Source organism: Pseudomonas sp. GW821-FHT01D09 (genome assembly GCF_059422465.1).
The window spans coordinates 23,078-40,646 of sequence record NZ_JBWKWY010000042.1; the positions used below are offsets into that span (position 1 = coordinate 23,078).

The following is a 17,569-nucleotide window of genomic DNA, read 5'->3' on the forward strand; positions in this document are numbered from 1 at the left end:
TTTATCGCTTTCGGTCAACGTAAAGAATGAGGCCAGGTTTTCGTTCTATAGAAAGAAGCGTGCTGGATCAGACTTCGTCGGGGCTGCGCAGGTTGGTGACTGCGATTCGCTGTTCGCGGCGCTGTTCCTTTTGCGAAGGCATCTCGGCGCGGTACACGCCTTGATCGCCGACGACCCAGGACAGTGGGCGACGCTCCTTGCCAATCGACTCCTGCAGCAGCATCAAGCCTTGCAGGAATGCTTCTGGGCGGGGCGGGCAGCCAGGCACGTAGACGTCCACGGGCAGGAACTTGTCCACCCCCTGGACCACGGAGTAGATGTCGTACATGCCACCGGAGTTGGCGCACGAACCCATGGAGATAACCCACTTCGGCTCGAGCATTTGCTCGTAGAGACGCTGGATGATCGGCGCCATCTTGATAAAGCAGGTGCCGGCGATAACCATGAAATCCGCCTGGCGCGGCGATGCCCGGATAACCTCGGCGCCAAAGCGCGCGATGTCGTGGGGCGCCGTGAAGGCGGTGGTCATTTCCACGTAGCAGCACGAAAGGCCGAAGTTGTACGGCCACAGGGAATTCTTGCGCCCCCAGTTGACCGCGCCACTCAGCACGTCTTCCAGCTTGCCCATGTAGATGTTTTTGTGGACTTGGTCTTCTAACGGATCGGAGACGGTTTCCCGTTCGCCGATGGGGTACTGATCGTTAGGAGCATCCGGGTCGATCCTGGTGAGATTGTATTGCATCGCCAAAGCCTCATTGTTTCAGCTTCGCTTGCCGCTTGCGACGAGCTTCTGGAGCCCAGTCAAGGGCGCCTACTCGGAACAGGTAGACAAGACCTGCCAACAGAATTGCTATGAAAACGAGAGCTTCGACGAATCCGGTCCAGCCGCTTTCGCGGACGGACACAGACCAGGCAAAGAGAAAGAGGGCTTCGATATCGAAGATCACGAACAGCATCGCGACCAGATAGAATTTGGCTGAGAGCCGCAAGCGGGCGCCACCTGTAGGTAGCATGCCGGACTCGAACGGTTCGTTTTTGCTGCGGCCCCAGGCTTTTGACCCAAGGAGGCTGGAAACACCGAGCATGAAGGCGCAGAGGCCGACAACACCGAGGAGGAAAATGGCAAAGCCCCAGTTGTGGGCCATGAGTCCTGTCGCTTCGGTCATGCTGGAAATCCTTAACAGAGAGCAAAGGTCTCTGAGCTCGAAAAAGTAACGGCGCAGTGACGATATGTCGCAGCGCAATCAATCAGGGTGATTTTATGGCTAAACACCTAGCAAGTAAAATTCCCGTAGCTAAATTATTCGCTGAAATAAGGACATAGTGCACCTTTATGGGGCTGTAGCCCAGACGCTGCGGGCATTAGCTTGATTTTAATCAATTGTGTTTTGTTTAGGGTGTAACGAAGTTTTATTGCTCTAAATGATAATGAATATTGTTTGCGAGAGTTTTAAGCGGGTGTTGGGTGCGTCGCGGGGAAAGTTGTTGTTACTTGCCCGTTTGGCGCAAGTTGCCAGCGCGCAACTTTTAACGGATTTTTCCTAAGCGAATACCGCCCTGGATCAAGGTTTTGCGCAAAAACATCAGGCTGAGCGCATTTTCATTGTGGGAGCAAGCCCACTCCCACATTTTGATCTTCGCTGGGTCAGGAGAGATTTTTTCAGGATAAAAAACGCCCCGAACCAGTCGGGGCGTCAGATCGTGCGGCACTGCGGTTAGCTTTCTATCGGGCCCGCAATGGCCGTGTACTCAGCGACTTAGTGGAACTGTTCTTCTTCGGTCGAGCCGGTCAGCGCGGTCACGGACGAGGTGCCGCCCTGGATCACGGTGGTCATGTCGTCGAAGTAGCCAGTGCCCACCTCCTGCTGGTGCGCCACAAAGGTGTAGCCTTTGGCGGCGTCAGCGAATTCCTGCTCCTGCAGCTTCACGTAGGCCGTCATGTCGTTGCGGGCGTAGTCGTGCGCCAGGTTGAACATGCTGTGCCACATGTTGTGAATGCCGGCCAGGGTGATGAACTGGTGCTTGTAGCCCATGGCGGACAGTTCGCGCTGGAACTTGGCGATAGTCGCGTCGTCCAGGTTTTTCTTCCAGTTGAAGGAAGGCGAGCAGTTGTAGGACAGCAGTTGGTCCGGGTATTCCTTCTTGATCGCCTCGGCGAAGCGACGGGCTTCGTCCAGGTCTGGCTTGGCGGTTTCGCACCAGATCAGGTCGGCGTACGGTGCGTAGGCCAGGCCACGGGCAATGGCTTGGTCCAGGCCTGCACGCACCTTGTAGAAACCTTCCTGGGTGCGCTCGCCAGTCACGAACGGCTGGTCGTACGGGTCGCAGTCCGAGGTCAGCAGGTCAGCGGCGTTGGCATCGGTACGGGCCAGGATGATGGTCGGCGTGCCGGCCACGTCAGCGGCCAGGCGGGCAGCGGTCAGCTTCTGTACGGCTTCCTGGGTCGGAACCAGTACCTTGCCGCCCATGTGGCCGCATTTTTTCACGGACGCCAGTTGGTCTTCAAAGTGCACGCCGGCAGCGCCTGCCTCGATCATGCTCTTCATCAACTCGTAGGCGTTCAGGACGCCACCGAAACCGGCTTCGGCGTCAGCCACGATTGGCGCGAAGTAGTCGATGTAGCCTTCGTCGCCCGGACCTTTGCCGGCTTTCCACTGGATCTGGTCGGCGCGGCGGAACGAGTTGTTGATGCGCTTGACCACGGTTGGTACGGAGTCCACCGGGTACAGCGATTGGTCAGGGTACATGGACTCGGCGGAGTTGTTGTCCGCCGCCACTTGCCAGCCGGACAGGTAGATTGCCTGGATACCGGCCTTGACCTGTTGCACAGCCTGGCCGCCGGTCAGGGCGCCCATGCAGTTGACGAAATCTTTCTCGGGGCGGAAGGACGGCTTGGCGCCCTGGGTAACCAGCTTCCACAGCTTCTCGGCGCCCAGTTTTGCAAAGGTGTGCTCAGGTTGAACCGAGCCGCGCAGGCGGACGACGTCAGCAGCGGAGTAAGCGCGAGTCACGCCTTTCCAGCGTGGGTTTTCAGCCCAGTCTTTTTCAAGGGCTGCAATTTGCTGTTCGCGTGTCAGTGCCATGGGGAAAAACCTCGTCGCATAGGTCTGGGTGGAAAATTCCGTTTGCCAGCCACGTATTCAGTGCGTGGGATTGGCTGCTCGCTGACCAGAAGCTTAGGCGGTCAAGTTGGGCTTGGCGGGGAAGGCGACGGGATGAACGATGGGCTCAAGGGAGAAAGTGAGCAGGTAGAGGCGAACCGAGAACAGTCTTCGGGCGTCGTGGGCCTTGGTACGATCCATCAGTGTGTTGCCGGGTTACCTGGTTAGCTTCCGTCCCTCGGGACAACTTCGTTCCAGTCGCAACCTCGTCAAACACGCCTTGTGGGCGGTACAGACACGAATCGGCTCGGGTGGGTAGCTTGGAGCGACGATCCGAAGGCCCTTGCCAGGGCCCCTGATTAGCGGGAGCGAGGCCATCATGCCCATGCTTTTTTGGATCGTCAAATGTTTTGTAGTGCTTTTTTTGTGGCACTACATCTTTGGTCTAATACGACTAATCAGTCAGTTTTTGGTGCTTGAGTTCAAGGTCTCGACTTTGACCCTCAGTGTCAGGTCATCCCGGCCCTGGGTCGAGTAGCTGCGGGTTGCGCCCTGTTTGTCGGCTTGGGTCTGGCGATTGATACCGGCCAGGGTGATCCACTCGCCCAGGCGCCCGCTGACGGTTGTGTCGGTACTTTGCACATTCACTACATCGGGACGTTCCTGGCTCATACGGTCACGATTGGTGCTGATGCTCAGGTGTACGGTCTCGCCGGTGACGCTGGCCGTGACGTAAAAGCCCTGGGTGACGTTGCGGTACTGGGTCTGGTTTTGCGGGCGACCATAGGCATCGGGCTGGGTGGTGGTCAATGGCACGCTCTGACCGACCTGGATCAGCGCAGGTACGCCTTCGCTGGCCTGGATCTGCTGGATCCCGCCGTCTCGGCTTTCGGTGCTGTAGGTGATGATGTGGCTATTGGTTTGCTGGTTGTTCTCGTTGGTGTCGACGGTGATCAGCAAGCGTTTGGAGGGGGTGTCCAGCTGTGCGAGCAGGGCGCGCAAGCCCTGGATCTTGTCCGGCTCGGCATTGACGATCAATTGATTGCCGTAGGCGCTGACCGTGCCGTCCTTGCCAATGAAATTCTGCGCCACGGGTAGCAGGTCGGCGCTGGTGCGGTTGTTCAGGGGGACGACTTCGGTGGCCGCCATTGCCGAAAAGCTGACGGTCATGAGCAGGCTGGCGACTAGGGTGCGTAGGGACATGTCCGTGATCTCTGCAAGTCATTTGGGCTTGATGGTGCCAGTTTATCGGCCTGGCGGGGCGCAAGTTGAATCGTAGACGGCAAAAGGCCCTGGCATCGGGGGATGGCAGGGCCTTTTGGGGTGTTGCTGATATGGTCATCGCAGGCAAGCCAGCTCCCACACCGACCGCGTTGCTCAAGACATATGTGGTCAAATATGGGCGCTGGCTTGCCTGCGATGGACGCGCCACGGTCTTAAATCAACCCTCGCGTTCCATATCAACATGGGGAATCCCGACTTCCAGGAATTCTCCGCTGACGATCTTGAAGCCCAGTCGCTCATAAAACGGCGCGGCATACACCTGCGCGCTGAGGAACTGCCGGGTCTGGCCGCGTTTCTCGGCCTCGCCAATCACCGCTTCCATCAGCTTGTCGCCGACTTTCAGCCCGCGCCAGTCCTTGAGGACCGACACGCGACCGATCTCGCCGCTGGGCAGCAAGCGAGCGGTGCCAATGGGAAAGTCGCCTTCAAACGCGAGGAAATGCATGGCCCCGGCGTCGTCTGCGTCCCATTCCAGCTCAGGCGGGACCGATTGTTCAGCGATAAACACCGCTTCACGAATGCGCCGAATCTCGGCGATATCCTTTTGCCAGTCCGCGACACTTACGTGAATTTTATTCATCGGCAAACCCCAGGCTTCCTTGCTTGACCAGTTCGCACAGCAGGTCGCGGCCATCTTCATCGGCCAGCCACGGACCCAGATTGTCCACGTGCAGGGCATCGGCAGCGCAGATCATCTTCAGCAGTTCGCGCAGTTTGCCCGGCAGGTAACGGCTCTGGCCGCTGGCGAACAGCAGTACGTCGTCGTCCACTTCCGACCAGGCCAGGCGCGCGCTTGGGTTGCGGATCAGTACTGCACCGTCTTCCAGGCTGCTGATGACTTCATCCTGCGCCAATTCTTCGGGGCCGGCGACCAGTTCCGGGTAGCGCGGCTCGGTCATGAACTGGCCGAACCAGGTCAGCAGCATGCGCTCGTCGCTCATGTGCTCGGCCAGCAGGCTTTTCAGGCGGTCGAGGGCGTCGCTCTGGATCTGGTGCGGGTCGCTGACGGGCTGGGCGTCGGCGTCGGTGTAGCGCTCTTCATCCGTCAGGTACTGGCTGAGGAAGTCGGTGAAGTGGGTCAGCACTTCGGCCGCGCTTGGTGCACGGAAGCCAACCGAGTAGGTCATGCAGTCATCTTCAGCGATGCCGAAGTGCGCCAGGCGCGGCGGCAGGTAGAGCATGTCACCCGGTTCCAGGACCCATTCGGCGCTCTCCTCGAATTCGGCGAGGATGCGCAGGTCAGCGTGTTGCAGCAGTGGGCTTTCCGAGCTGCACATCTGGCCGATCTTCCAGTTGCGCTTGCCCTGGGCTTGCAGCAGGAACACGTCGTAGTTATCGAAGTGCGGACCTACGCTGCCACCGGGGGCGGCAAAGCTGATCATCACGTCGTCGATGCGCCAGCTTGGCAGGAAGCGGAACTGCTCCAGCAGCTCGGCCACTTCCGGTACGAACTGGTCGACCGCCTGCACCAGCAGGGTCCACTCGCGCTCGGGCAGGGTGCTGAAGGCGTCTTCGGCAAACGGGCCGCGGCGCAGTTCCCATGGGCGCTCGCCGTGCTCGATCACCAGGCGCGACTCGACTTCTTCTTCCAGCGCCAGGCCGGCCAGTTCGTCGGCATCGATCGGGCTTTCGAAATCAGGGATGGCTTGGCGGATCAGCAGCGGTTTTTTCTGCCAGTAGTCGCGCAGGAATTCCCGTGCCGTGATGCCGCCCAGAAGTTGAAGAGGAATATCAGGATTCATGTGTAACCTATTGAAAAAAAGCACTTTTCAGACGGGAATAAAAACGCCCGGCGCTGCCGGGCGTCTCAAGGGGTCAAGCCGCAATCAGATGCGTTTGGCTTGGTCTACAGCGTTGCCGATGTAGTTGGCCGGGGTCAGCAGTTTCAGCTCGGCCTTGGCCGCGGCTGGCATGTCCAGGCCGTCGATGAAAGTTTGCAGCGCCTCGGGGCTGATGCCCTTGCCGCGTGTCAACTCTTTCAGCTTTTCGTACGGGTTTTCGATGTTGTAGCGACGCATCACCGTCTGGATCGGCTCGGCCAGGACTTCCCAGCAAGCGTCCAGGTCAGCGGCGATTTTCTGCGCGTTGAGTTCCAGTTTGCTGATGCCTTTGAGGCTGGCTTCGTACGCGATCACGCTATGGGCAAAGCCCACGCCGAGGTTGCGCAGTACGGTGGAGTCGGTCAGGTCGCGCTGCCAGCGGGAGATCGGCAACTTGCTGGCCAGGTGCTGGAACAAGGCGTTGGCGATGCCCAGGTTGCCTTCGGAGTTTTCAAAGTCGATCGGGTTGACTTTGTGCGGCATGGTCGACGAGCCGATTTCGCCCGCGATGGTGCGCTGTTTGAAGTAGCCCAGGGAGATGTAGCCCCAGATATCGCGATCGAAGTCGATCAGGATGGTGTTGAAGCGCGCAATGGCGTCGAACAGCTCGGCGATGTAGTCGTGGGGTTCGATCTGCGTGGTGTACGGGTTGAAGCCCAGGCCCAGCTCGTCTTCGATGAAGGCGCGGGCGTTGGCTTCCCAGTCGATCTCAGGGTAGGCCGACAGGTGGGCGTTGTAGTTGCCCACGGCGCCGTTGATCTTGCCCAGCAATGGCACGGCGGCCACTTGCGCGATCTGGCGCTCCAGGCGGTACACCACGTTGGCCAGTTCTTTGCCCAGGGTGGTCGGCGAGGCCGGCTGGCCGTGGGTGCGCGACAGCATCGGCACGTCGGCGAAGCGGATGGCCAGTTCGCGGATGGCGTTGGCGGTCTGGCGCATCAGGGGCAGCATCACGTCATCACGGCCTTCGCGCAGCATCAGGGCGTGGGACAGGTTGTTGATGTCCTCGCTGGTGCAGGCAAAGTGGATGAACTCGCTGACCTGGGCCAGTTCCGGCAGCTTGGCCGCTTGCTCTTTGAGCAGGTACTCGATGGCCTTGACGTCGTGGTTGGTGGTGCGCTCGATCTCTTTCACACGCTCGGCGTGCTCCAGGGAGAAGTTTTCCGCCAGGGTGTTCAGTACAACGTTAGCCTCGGCGGAGAACGCCGGCACTTCGCTGATGGCGGGGTGAGCGGCCAGGCGCTGGAGCCAGCGCACTTCAACCAGTACACGAGCACGGATCAGGCCGTATTCGCTGAAAATAGGGCGCAGGGCCTGGGTTTTGCCGGCGTAGCGGCCGTCAACAGGGGAAACCGCAGTGAGCGAAGAGAGCTGCATGGGGTGTTCTCGGACAGTCGGGCAACGAAATGGGGCGCGTATCATACATGAAAAAATCCGCCGGTCCGTTGCCAACTGACCGGCGTATTACGCGTAACGGCTTGAAAATGGCCCGTGGCTGCGACTTATTCGTTGCGCATCAACGGGTAAAGCTCTTTGAGCAATTTGCGACGGCTGATGACCAACTGCCAACGATGACCACCCAACTGCCGCCACAACCGCGCCGAACGAATACCGGCCAGCAGCAGGGCGCGGATTTTCGAGGCGTTGTTGGGCTGTTGCAGGTTGCGCATGTCGCCGTGGACCTGGATCCGCTGGCGCAAGGTGCTCAAGGTGTCCTGGTACAAAGCGCCACAGGCGGCGATCACGTTCTCGTGGGCCGGGCCGAAGTGCTCGACCTGGGACTGGATCTGCGGCAGGCGCTTGCCGATGGTTTCCAGCAGGTCGTCGCGCTTGGCCAGTTGCCGCTCAAGACCGAGCATCGACAAGGCATAGCGCAGTGGCTCGCGCTGCAGGGTGCTCGGGTCGCGCTCCAGGGCGCCGATCAGGGCGCGATAACCTTCGCGCAGGCTCAGGTCATCGCCGCCGTACACGTCCAGGGTGTCCTTCGGGTCGACCACCAGCAGGCTGCCGAGCATGCAGGTCATGCCGGCCTCGGTCACCTGGCCGGTCTTGGCGATCTTGTCCACCAGCACGGCGGCGAGAAATACACCGCCCAGTGCCGTCAATTGCTCCTGGGTCGGGCTCATGCCGGAGTGCTCCAGGGTTCGGCGACTTCAATCACGCCGCCTCCCAGGCAGATCTCACCGTCGTAGAACACCACGGACTGGCCGGGCGTGACCGCGCGTTGCGGGTCATCGAACGTGGCGCGGTAGCCATTGGCGGTCTTTTCCAGGGTGCAGGGCTGGTCGCTCTGGCGGTAGCGCACCTTGGCGGTCAGACGGCGCGGGCTGCTCAGGTCGATCGGGTTGACCCAATAGATCTCCGAGGCCAGCAGCGCACCGGAGAACAACAGCGGATGCTCGTTGCCCTGGCCGACGATCAGCACGTTATTTGCCAGGTCCTTGACCAGCACGTACCACGGCTCGTCACCGGCGTCTTTCAGGCCGCCGATGCCCAGGCCCTGGCGCTGGCCGATGGTGTGGTACATCAGGCCGTGGTGACGGCCGATGACTTCGCCTTCGGTGGTCTTGATCTCGCCCGGCTGTGCCGGCAGATACTGCTTGAGAAAGTCACTGAAGCGGCGCTCGCCAATAAAGCAGATCCCCGTGGAGTCCTTCTTCTTGGCGGTGGCCAGGCCGTGTTTCTCGGCGATCTTGCGCACTTCGGGTTTTTCCAGCTCACCTACCGGGAACAGGGTCTTGGCGATCTGTTCACCGCCCACGGCGTGCAGGAAGTAGCTCTGGTCCTTGTTCGGGTCCAGGCCCTTGAGCAATTCGGTGTGGCCCTCGATATCGCGACGGCGCACATAGTGGCCAGTGGCAATCAGGTCGGCGCCGAGGATCATGGCGTAATCGAGGAACGCCTTGAACTTGATTTCGCGGTTGCACAGGATGTCCGGGTTCGGCGTGCGGCCGGCCTTGTATTCGGCCAGGAAGTGCTCGAACACATTGTCCCAGTACTCGGCGGCGAAGTTGGCGGTGTGCAGCTTGATGCCAATCTTGTCGCACACGGCCTGGGCGTCGGCCAGGTCGTCCATGGCGGTGCAGTATTCCGTTCCATCGTCTTCCTCCCAGTTCTTCATGAACAGGCCTTCCACCTCATAACCCTGCTCCATGAGCAGAACGGCGGAAACGGAAGAATCCACGCCGCCGGACATACCGACGATGACGCGCTTCTTTTGTGTGTCAGAAGGGGCTGGATCACGCATAGGATTTCAACGGGTGTCTTGAAAAAGGACGCGATTCTAGCAGGCCCGAGCCCGCAAGGCTAAAGAGAAGGGCGGATCAATTCGAGACTGTGGCAGTGACCGGCCAGATAATCATCGATACAGCGAATGATCAACTCGCTGCGCCAGTCGTCGCGCAGGGCCATCAGCTCGTCACGGCTCAGCCAGCGGGCGCGCACGATACCTTCGTCGAGCTGATAGTCCGGGTGGTGTTGCAGGGCTTTGGCAATGAAGCAGACCCGCTGGTAGGTCACGCCATTGCTGGGGGCGGTATATAGGTAGAGGCCGACGACACCGGTGGCTTCGACGTCCCAGCCGGTTTCTTCAAGGGTTTCGCGCACGGCGGCTTCGGTCAGGGTTTCGTGCGGGTCGAGATGGCCGGCAGGCTGGTTGAGCACGGCGCGGCCGCCCTTGAGCTCTTCGACCATGAGGAAGCGGCCATTGTCTTCGACGATGGTGGCGACGGTGATGTGGGGTTGCCAGGTCATAGCGGCTTCGACTCCGGGGTGGCTGGTGGAACCCAATCAGTGTGGGAGCTGGCTTGCCTGCGATGGCGGTGACTCAGCTACATCTGTAACGGATGGCAGACTGCTATCGCAGGCAAGCCAGCTCCCACATTTGCTTGGGTTTCTTCATTGAAAACGGTGCTGGGCACAAAGAGAAACCCCGGCGCGGGGCCGGGTTTTTTTTGCATCCTTACAGCATTACTTCAACGCAGCAATCGCAGCATTGAGCGTAGCACTCGGGCGCATAGCCTTGCTGGTTAGCTCAGGATTCGGTGCGTAGTAGCCGCCGATGTCCACTGGCTTGCCCTGTACGGCGTTGAGTTCGGCAACGATGGTTGCTTCGTTCTCGGCCAGGGTTTTTGCCAGTTGAGCGAATTGCCCTTGCAGCGCGGTATCTTCAGTCTGGGCGGCCAGGGCCTGGGCCCAGTACAGTGCCAGGTAGAAGTGGCTGCCGCGGTTGTCGATGTTGCCGACTTTGCGCGATGGCGATTTGTTGTTGTCGAGGAACTGGCCGGTGGCCTGGTCCAGGGTCTTGGACAGTACCAGGGCTTTCGGGTTGTTGTAGTTCACACCCAAATGCTCAAGGGAGGCTGCCAGGGCCAGGAATTCGCCCAGGGAGTCCCAGCGCAGGAAGTTTTCTTCCAGCAGTTGCTGCACGTGCTTTGGCGCCGAACCGCCAGCGCCGGTTTCAAACAGGCCGCCACCGTTCATCAGCGGTACGATCGACAGCATCTTGGCGCTGGTGCCCAGTTCCATGATCGGGAACAGGTCAGTCAGGTAGTCGCGCAGTACGTTGCCGGTCACCGAGATGGTGTCCAGGCCCTTGCGGGTGCGTTCCAGGGTGAACTTCATCGCGTCGACCGGCGACATGATGCGGATGTCCAGGCCTTCGGTGTTGTGGTCTTTCAGGTAGGCCTGGACTTTCTCGACCACGACGCCGTCGTGGGCGCGCAGTGGGTCCAGCCAGAAAATGGCCGGGGTGTTGCTGGCGCGGGCGCGGTTGACGGCCAGTTTGACCCAGTCCTGGATCGGCGCGTCTTTGGTCTGGCACATGCGGAAGATATCGCCTGCTTCAACCGACTGTTCCATCAGCAGCTTGCCCTTGCTGTCGGTGACGCGGACGACGCCGTCAGCCTTGATCTGGAACGTCTTGTCGTGGGAGCCATACTCTTCGGCCTTCTTCGCCATCAGGCCAACGTTTGGCACGCTGCCCATGGTGGTAGGGTCGAAGGCGCCATGGGCCTTGCAGTCTTCGATGACCGCCTGGTAGATGGTGGCGTAGCAGCGGTCCGGGATCACGGCCTTGGTGTCGTGCAACTGACCGTCAGTGCCCCACATCTTGCCGGAATCACGGATCATGGCTGGCATCGAGGCGTCGACGATCACGTCGCTCGGCACGTGCAGGTTGGTGATGCCTTTGTCGGAGTTGACCATCGCAAGCGATGGGCGAGCGGCGTAGACCGCCTGGATGTCGGCTTCGATCTGCGCTTGCTGGTCGGCCGGCAGGGCCTTGATGCGGGCGTACAGGTCGCCGATGCCGTTGTTCAGGTTGAAGCCGATCTGTTCCAGCACGGTCGCGTGCTTGGCCAGGGCGTCTTTATAGAACTCGGCAACGATCTGGCCGAACATGATCGGGTCGGAGACCTTCATCATGGTGGCTTTGAGGTGAACCGACAGCAGCACGCCCTGTTGCTTGGCGTCTTCGATTTCTGCGGCAATGAACGCGCGCAGGGCGTTCTTGCTCAGCACGGCGCTGTCGAGGATTTCGCCGGCCAGTGCGCTGGTCTTTTCTTTCAGGACGGTGGTGCTGCCATCCTTGCCGACCAGCTCGATTTTGACAGCATCGGCCGCTTCGATCTGTACGGCTTTTTCGCTGCCGTAGAAGTCGCCGTTGCTCATGTGAGCCACGTGGGACTTGGAGTCAGCGGCCCAGGCGCCCATTTTGTGCGGGTGCTTGCGGGCGTAGTTCTTGACCGACAGGGGCGCGCGGCGGTCGGAGTTGCCTTCGCGCAGGACCGGGTTCACGGCGCTGCCCTTGACCTTGTCGTAACGTGCACGGGTTTCTTTTTCCGCGTCGGTGGTTACGGTTTCCGGGTAGTCCGGCAGGGCGTAGCCCTGGGCCTGCAGTTCCTTGATCGCGGCTTGCAGCTGCGGGGTCGAGGCGCTGATGTTGGGCAGCTTGATGATATTGGCTTCAGGGGTTACGGCCAGGGCGCCCAGTTCGGCGAGGTGGTCCGCAACGGCCTTGGTGCCCAGTTGCTCGGGGAAGCTTGCGAGGATGCGCCCTGCGAGGGAGATATCGCGGGTTTCCACTTCAATATCAGCGGAAGCGGTGAAGGCCTCTACGATAGGCAGCAGTGAATAGGTGGCGAGGGCTGGGGCTTCGTCGGTGAAGGTATAGATGATCTTCGAGCGGGTGGGCATATTCGGATTAACTCTCTTCTTTGCTAAAAGCGTGCGCGGAAACTCGAGATGCGCCGGGTAAAGCGCGTTCGTTCAAAGTCATCCATGAGCCGAATGTCGATGTTTCTTCGCGGTGATGTTGGGTTGCATCAGTCGAGCGTCAAGCGGGTGGGCTACGGTGGCAGCCCGGCTTTTTCAGGCGCAGGTGCTCGATATAGAGCGGTCGGCCATCGTGACTCTTTGGTCAGCGGCGGCATTATACATAGGTCGCTATGCTTACGCCGAGCCTTCATACAAAAGGTGGGTCGTCCATTGGTCTAAAGGTCGCAGGGACCGGATTGCGCCTAAAGTCGCACGTAGTGCTCAAGTTTGGCGTTTTTCCCTTTTGTTTCAAGGTTGTAGACCACTAAATCTAGGTTTTTCGCAGCAAATGTGCCGGGCGCAAGGTTCCAGTCCACATTCAACTGGAGTAGGCTCGGGCACAGCCAGATGTTCAATCCACAAACGGAGTTCAGCATGGGATACAAGAAGATTCAGGTTCCGGCAGTCGGCGACAAAATCACCGTCAACGCAGACCATTCTCTCAATGTTCCTGACAACCCGATCATCCCTTTCATCGAAGGTGACGGTATTGGCGTCGACATCAGCCCGGTGATGATCAAGGTGGTCGATGCAGCTGTTAACAAGGCCTACGGCGGCAAGCGCAAAATCTCCTGGATGGAGGTGTATGCCGGCGAGAAGGCCACTCAGGTTTACGACCAGGACACCTGGCTGCCCCAGGAAACCCTGGACGCGGTCAAGGATTACGTGGTTTCCATCAAGGGCCCGCTGACCACGCCGGTCGGGGGCGGTATCCGCTCGCTGAACGTGGCCCTGCGCCAGCAGCTGGACCTGTATGTCTGCCTGCGCCCGGTGCGTTGGTTTGAAGGTGTGCCAAGCCCGGTCAAGAAGCCTGGCGATGTGGACATGACCATCTTCCGTGAGAACTCCGAGGATATTTACGCCGGCATCGAGTGGAAGGCCGGTTCGCCGGAAGCCATCAAGGTCATCAAGTTCCTCAAAGAGGAAATGGGCGTCACCAAGATCCGTTTCGACCAGGATTGCGGGATTGGCGTCAAGCCGGTTTCCAAGGAGGGCACCAAGCGCCTGGCGCGCAAGGCCCTGCAATATGTGGTGGATAACGACCGTGAGTCGCTGACCATCGTGCACAAAGGCAACATCATGAAGTTCACCGAAGGTGCCTTCAAGGAGTGGGCCTACGAAGTGGCGGCCGAAGAGTTCGGTGCGACCCTGCTCGATGGCGGGCCGTGGATGCAGTTCAAGAACCCGCGCACCGGCCGCAATGTGGTGGTCAAGGATGCGATTGCCGACGCCATGCTCCAGCAGATCCTGCTGCGTCCGGCCGAATACGATGTGATCGCCACCCTGAACCTCAACGGCGACTACCTGTCCGACGCCCTGGCGGCAGAAGTGGGGGGCATCGGTATTGCACCGGGCGCCAACCTGTCTGACACCGTGGCCATGTTTGAAGCCACCCACGGCACGGCACCAAAATATGCCGGCAAGGACCAGGTCAACCCGGGTTCACTGATCCTGTCGGCGGAAATGATGCTGCGCCATATGGGCTGGACCGAAGCGGCTGACCTGATCATCAAGGGCACCAACGGGGCGATTTCGGCCAAGACCGTGACCTATGACTTCGAGCGCTTGATGGAGGGCGCCAAGCTGGTGTCGTCGTCGGGCTTCGGCGATGCGTTGATTTCGCATATGTAAGTCCAAAGCTATAAAAAACGGCCATCCTGATTGCTCGGGATGGCCGTTTTTTTTGCAGGGTTGCTACTCAGTGGCTGATCAGGCCGTTTGCTTCTTTTTGGAATGAGCGCAGTTGTCTGCCTTGTCGTGCTTGTCTTCGTGGGATTTTCCAGGCGGAGCCGTTGCTGCACAAATTTCGACAGCATGCAGGCCCTTGGGGCCCTGGATGACTTCAAAGGTCACCAGTTGGCCTGCTTTCAGCGTTTTGTAACCCTCCATGGTGATCGCCGAGTAATGCGCAAAAAGGTCTTCTTCCTTGCCGTCTTCATTAATGAAACCGTAGCCCTTGGCATTATTGAACCATTTGACCTTGCCACTGATCTTGACGCCAGACATACCCATATCCCTCTGCACCAGACTCCATCACTGGAGTATCATCCAGTTTATCCGTCCTAACCCGAATAAATAAGGTTGACTGCGCGGACCTTTTTTACCCACTGTGGGTTCTATTGGTTGTAACACCGTTTTGCCGATAGTCAAGGTGACCAGTCGGTCGGAGTTGAATTTCTGACAGGTCGCCCCCATCACTGTAAATGCACAACTGACGAACCTTTCTTTCCATGCATGCATTCAGCCAGATTCGACTAACATTCAATCAGGATCGCCCGGATCATCTAGAAGACGATGACGGTTCTGCAGGCATCGCTGTTCAGGAGGCCAAGCCTGCTTTACAGGCACCACCGATGTACAAGGTGGTTTTGTTCAATGATGACTACACGCCGATGGATTTCGTCGTCGAAGTACTCGAGGTGTTTTTTAATCTGAACCGCGAGTTGGCGACCAAGGTAATGCTGGCCGTTCATACAGAAGGACGGGCAGTATGTGGAGTGTTTACCCGTGACATCGCCGAGACAAAGGCCATGCAGGTCAACCAGTACGCCAGGGAAAGCCAGCATCCGCTACTCTGTGAAATCGAGAAGGACGGTTAACGCCGACCACTTGGGTATGAGGTGAAGCTATGTTAAACCGCGAGCTCGAAGTCACCCTCAATCTTGCCTTCAAGGAGGCCCGCTCGAAGCGTCATGAATTCATGACCGTCGAGCACCTGCTGCTGGCACTTTTGGATAACGAAGCTGCCGCCACGGTTCTGCGTGCGTGTGGCGCCAACCTCGACAAGCTCAAGCATGACCTGCAGGAGTTCATCGACTCCACCACGCCACTGATCCCCGTGCATGACGAGGACCGTGAGACCCAGCCAACCCTGGGCTTCCAGCGGGTGTTGCAGCGCGCCGTGTTCCATGTGCAGAGCTCCGGCAAACGTGAAGTGACCGGCGCCAATGTATTGGTTGCCATCTTCAGCGAGCAGGAAAGCCAGGCAGTGTTCCTGCTCAAGCAGCAGAGCGTGGCGCGTATCGATGTCGTCAACTACATCGCCCATGGCATCTCGAAAGTGCCAGGGCATGGCGATCACTCCGAGGGTGAGCAGGATATGCAGGACGACGAGGGCGGTGAGTCTTCTTCTTCAAGCAACCCGCTGGATGCCTACGCCAGCAATCTCAACGAACTGGCGCGCCAGGGGCGGATCGACCCGCTGGTGGGGCGCGAGATGGAAGTTGAGCGTGTTGCGCAGATCCTCGCGCGCCGTCGCAAGAACAACCCGCTGCTGGTGGGCGAGGCAGGCGTGGGCAAGACCGCGATTGCCGAAGGCCTGGCCAAGCGCATTGTTGATAACCAGGTGCCTGACCTGCTGGCCAATAGCGTTGTGTACTCCCTTGACCTGGGCGCGTTGCTCGCCGGGACCAAGTACCGTGGTGACTTTGAAAAGCGTTTCAAGGCATTGCTTGGCGAGCTGAAAAAGCGTCCGCAGGCGATCCTGTTCATTGATGAGATCCACACGATCATTGGCGCCGGTGCGGCTTCCGGTGGGGTGATGGATGCGTCCAACCTGCTCAAGCCGTTGTTGTCTTCGGGGGATATCCGTTGCATCGGCTCGACCACGTTCCAGGAGTTTCGCGGGATCTTCGAGAAAGACCGTGCCCTGGCGCGTCGCTTCCAGAAAGTCGATGTGTCCGAGCCGTCGGTCGAAGACACCATTGGTATCCTGCGTGGGCTCAAAGGGCGTTTCGAGGCGCACCACGGCATCGAGTACAGCGATGAGGCGTTGCGTGCGGCCGCTGAGCTGGCGTCGCGCTACATCAATGACCGGCATATGCCGGACAAGGCCATCGATGTGATCGACGAAGCGGGGGCTTACCAGCGCCTGCAGCCGGTCGAGAAGCGGGTGAAGCGCATTGAAGTGGCGCAGGTCGAGGATATCGTGGCGAAAATTGCGCGAATTCCGCCAAAACACGTCACCAGTTCCGACAAGGAGCTGCTGCGTAACCTGGAGCGCGACCTCAAGCTGACGGTGTTTGGCCAGGATGCGGCGATTGATTCGCTGTCGACGGCGATCAAGCTATCCCGGGCCGGCCTCAAGTCGCCGGATAAGCCGGTGGGTTCGTTCCTGTTCGCCGGCCCTACCGGCGTCGGCAAGACCGAAGCGGCGCGGCAGTTGGCCAAGGCCATGGGCATTGAGCTGGTGCGGTTCGACATGTCCGAATACATGGAGCGGCATACCGTGTCGCGCCTGATCGGTGCGCCTCCGGGCTATGTCGGGTTCGACCAGGGCGGCCTGTTGACCGAGGCGATCACCAAGCAGCCGCATTGCGTACTGCTGCTCGATGAAATCGAAAAGGCCCACCCGGAAGTCTTCAACCTGCTGCTGCAGGTCATGGACCACGGGACCCTGACCGACAACAACGGGCGCAAGGCGGACTTCCGCAACGTCATCGTGATCATGACCACCAACGCCGGTGCCGAGACGGCCGCGCGGGCTTCCATTGGCTTTACTCATCAGGATCACTCTTCCGATGCGATGGAAGTGATCAAGAAGAGCTTCACGCCGGAATTCCGTAACCGCCTGGACACCATTATCCAGTTTGGTCGCCTCAGCCATGAGGTGATCAAGAGCGTGGTGGACAAGTTCCTTACCGAGCTGCAGGCGCAGTTGGAAGACAAGCGTGTGCAGCTGGAGGTGACGGAAGCGGCACGCAGCTGGATCGCCGAGGGCGGCTACGACGCGGCAATGGGCGCCCGCCCAATGGCGCGCCTGATCCAGGACAAGATCAAGCGGCCACTGGCCGAAGAGATCCTGTTTGGCGAGCTTTCCGACCATGGTGGCGTGGTGCATATCGACTTGAAGGACGGCGAGCTGACCTTCGAGTTCGAGACCACGGCCGAAATGGCCTGATGCTTGACAGCAATAGAAAAGGCGCCGAAAGGCGCCTTTTTGCTGCCCGCCAAATCCCAGTCAATGAAGATCAAATGTGGGAGCTGGCTTGCCTGCGATAGCGGAGTGTCAGTCACAGGCCTGTTGGCTGACACCTGTCTCTTCTCCAC

At 59.5% G+C, this 17,569-nt stretch carries 15 protein-coding genes; 3 read left to right on the plus strand and 12 right to left on the minus strand.

Going from position 1 to position 17,569, the window contains the following annotated elements; all coding sequences use genetic code 11:
* Positions 1-67: 67 nt before the first annotated feature.
* The 11 genes from AC07W7_RS24845 to AC07W7_RS24895 all read right to left on the minus strand — a co-directional run bounded on the left by AC07W7_RS24845 (position 68) and on the right by AC07W7_RS24895 (position 12,400).
* A complete protein-coding gene (locus tag AC07W7_RS24845) occupies positions 68-742 on the minus strand; it encodes a NuoB/complex I 20 kDa subunit family protein (protein WP_012724951.1) in 675 nt (224 codons plus the stop codon).
* A gap of 10 nt (positions 743-752) precedes the next feature.
* Positions 753-1,166, minus strand: a complete 414-nt coding sequence (locus tag AC07W7_RS24850; RefSeq protein ID WP_003219575.1) for an NADH-quinone oxidoreductase subunit A — start codon at positions 1,164-1,166, stop codon at positions 753-755.
* A 591-nt stretch (positions 1,167-1,757) separates the two neighbouring features.
* Complete coding sequence (gene aceA / locus AC07W7_RS24855) at positions 1,758-3,083, minus strand: isocitrate lyase (RefSeq protein ID WP_003219577.1); 1,326 nt, start codon at positions 3,081-3,083, stop codon at positions 1,758-1,760.
* 480 nt (positions 3,084-3,563) lie between these two features.
* Positions 3,564-4,304 carry a secretin N-terminal domain-containing protein gene (locus AC07W7_RS24860; protein WP_076963810.1) on the minus strand — a complete coding sequence of 247 codons (741 nt, stop codon included), beginning with the start codon at positions 4,302-4,304 and terminating at the stop codon, positions 3,564-3,566.
* 238 nt (positions 4,305-4,542) lie between these two features.
* Positions 4,543-4,965: a GNAT family N-acetyltransferase gene (locus AC07W7_RS24865; RefSeq protein WP_029293368.1), complete on the minus strand. Its 423-nt coding sequence runs from the start codon at positions 4,963-4,965 to the stop codon at positions 4,543-4,545.
* Positions 4,958-6,127, minus strand: coding sequence for a ribosomal protein uL16 3-hydroxylase (locus tag AC07W7_RS24870; protein ID WP_076963812.1), 1,170 nt, complete (start codon positions 6,125-6,127; stop codon positions 4,958-4,960). Before AC07W7_RS24870 ends, AC07W7_RS24865 begins: the two co-directional genes overlap by 8 nt.
* A gap of 84 nt (positions 6,128-6,211) precedes the next feature.
* On the minus strand, positions 6,212-7,582 hold the full coding sequence (gene purB, locus AC07W7_RS24875) for an adenylosuccinate lyase (RefSeq protein WP_076963813.1): 1,371 nt from the start codon (positions 7,580-7,582) through the stop codon (positions 6,212-6,214).
* Positions 7,583-7,707: 125 nt separating this feature from the next.
* A complete protein-coding gene (gene hflD, locus AC07W7_RS24880) occupies positions 7,708-8,331 on the minus strand; it encodes a high frequency lysogenization protein HflD (protein ID WP_076963814.1) in 624 nt (207 codons plus the stop codon).
* A complete protein-coding gene (gene mnmA, locus AC07W7_RS24885) occupies positions 8,328-9,452 on the minus strand; it encodes a tRNA 2-thiouridine(34) synthase MnmA (protein WP_099169379.1) in 1,125 nt (374 codons plus the stop codon). Before mnmA ends, hflD begins: the two co-directional genes overlap by 4 nt.
* A gap of 59 nt (positions 9,453-9,511) precedes the next feature.
* Positions 9,512-9,958: an NUDIX hydrolase gene (locus tag AC07W7_RS24890; protein ID WP_076963816.1), complete on the minus strand. Its 447-nt coding sequence runs from the start codon at positions 9,956-9,958 to the stop codon at positions 9,512-9,514.
* Positions 9,959-10,174: 216 nt separating this feature from the next.
* Positions 10,175-12,400, minus strand: a complete 2,226-nt coding sequence (locus AC07W7_RS24895) for an NADP-dependent isocitrate dehydrogenase (protein WP_495040303.1) — start codon at positions 12,398-12,400, stop codon at positions 10,175-10,177.
* Positions 12,401-12,895: 495 nt separating this feature from the next.
* Between AC07W7_RS24895 and icd the strand changes: the two genes are divergently transcribed.
* Positions 12,896-14,152: an NADP-dependent isocitrate dehydrogenase gene (icd, locus tag AC07W7_RS24900; protein ID WP_076963861.1), complete on the plus strand. Its 1,257-nt coding sequence runs from the start codon at positions 12,896-12,898 to the stop codon at positions 14,150-14,152.
* Between the two features lie 78 nt (positions 14,153-14,230).
* On the opposite strand, the gene cspD is transcribed toward icd, so the two are convergent.
* Positions 14,231-14,527 carry a cold shock domain-containing protein CspD gene (cspD, locus tag AC07W7_RS24905; protein ID WP_076963821.1) on the minus strand — a complete coding sequence of 99 codons (297 nt, stop codon included), beginning with the start codon at positions 14,525-14,527 and terminating at the stop codon, positions 14,231-14,233.
* 224 nt (positions 14,528-14,751) lie between these two features.
* Here cspD and clpS point away from each other — a divergent pair, with 224 nt between their 5' ends.
* On the plus strand, positions 14,752-15,120 hold the full coding sequence (gene clpS, locus AC07W7_RS24910; RefSeq protein ID WP_029293391.1) for an ATP-dependent Clp protease adapter ClpS: 369 nt from the start codon (positions 14,752-14,754) through the stop codon (positions 15,118-15,120).
* A 29-nt stretch (positions 15,121-15,149) separates the two neighbouring features.
* Positions 15,150-17,420, plus strand: a complete 2,271-nt coding sequence (clpA, locus tag AC07W7_RS24915; protein WP_070995983.1) for an ATP-dependent Clp protease ATP-binding subunit ClpA — start codon at positions 15,150-15,152, stop codon at positions 17,418-17,420.
* The last annotated feature ends 149 nt before the right edge of the window (positions 17,421-17,569 follow it).

Excerpts from the sequence above, each read along its gene's own strand:
- AC07W7_RS24870 (WP_076963812.1), bottom strand. The coding sequence starts at position 6,127 with ATGAATCCTGATATTCCTCTTCAACTTCTGGGCGGCATCACGGCACGG.
- AC07W7_RS24895 (WP_495040303.1), bottom strand. The coding sequence starts at position 12,400 with ATGCCCACCCGCTCGAAGATCATCTATACCTTCACCGACGAAGCCCCA.
- clpS (WP_029293391.1), top strand. The coding sequence starts at position 14,752 with ATGCATGCATTCAGCCAGATTCGACTAACATTCAATCAGGATCGCCCG.
- AC07W7_RS24865 (WP_029293368.1), bottom strand. The coding sequence starts at position 4,965 with ATGAATAAAATTCACGTAAGTGTCGCGGACTGGCAAAAGGATATCGCC.
- AC07W7_RS24850 (WP_003219575.1), bottom strand. The coding sequence starts at position 1,166 with ATGACCGAAGCGACAGGACTCATGGCCCACAACTGGGGCTTTGCCATT.
- hflD (WP_076963814.1), bottom strand. The coding sequence starts at position 8,331 with ATGAGCCCGACCCAGGAGCAATTGACGGCACTGGGCGGTGTATTTCTC.
- aceA (WP_003219577.1), bottom strand. The coding sequence starts at position 3,083 with ATGGCACTGACACGCGAACAGCAAATTGCAGCCCTTGAAAAAGACTGG.
- AC07W7_RS24890 (WP_076963816.1), bottom strand. The coding sequence starts at position 9,958 with ATGACCTGGCAACCCCACATCACCGTCGCCACCATCGTCGAAGACAAT.
- mnmA (WP_099169379.1), bottom strand. The coding sequence starts at position 9,452 with ATGCGTGATCCAGCCCCTTCTGACACACAAAAGAAGCGCGTCATCGTC.
- purB (WP_076963813.1), bottom strand. The coding sequence starts at position 7,582 with ATGCAGCTCTCTTCGCTCACTGCGGTTTCCCCTGTTGACGGCCGCTAC.
- AC07W7_RS24860 (WP_076963810.1), bottom strand. The coding sequence starts at position 4,304 with ATGTCCCTACGCACCCTAGTCGCCAGCCTGCTCATGACCGTCAGCTTT.
- AC07W7_RS24845 (WP_012724951.1), bottom strand. The coding sequence starts at position 742 with ATGCAATACAATCTCACCAGGATCGACCCGGATGCTCCTAACGATCAG.
- icd (WP_076963861.1), top strand. The coding sequence starts at position 12,896 with ATGGGATACAAGAAGATTCAGGTTCCGGCAGTCGGCGACAAAATCACC.
- cspD (WP_076963821.1), bottom strand. The coding sequence starts at position 14,527 with ATGTCTGGCGTCAAGATCAGTGGCAAGGTCAAATGGTTCAATAATGCC.
- clpA (WP_070995983.1), top strand. The coding sequence starts at position 15,150 with ATGTTAAACCGCGAGCTCGAAGTCACCCTCAATCTTGCCTTCAAGGAG.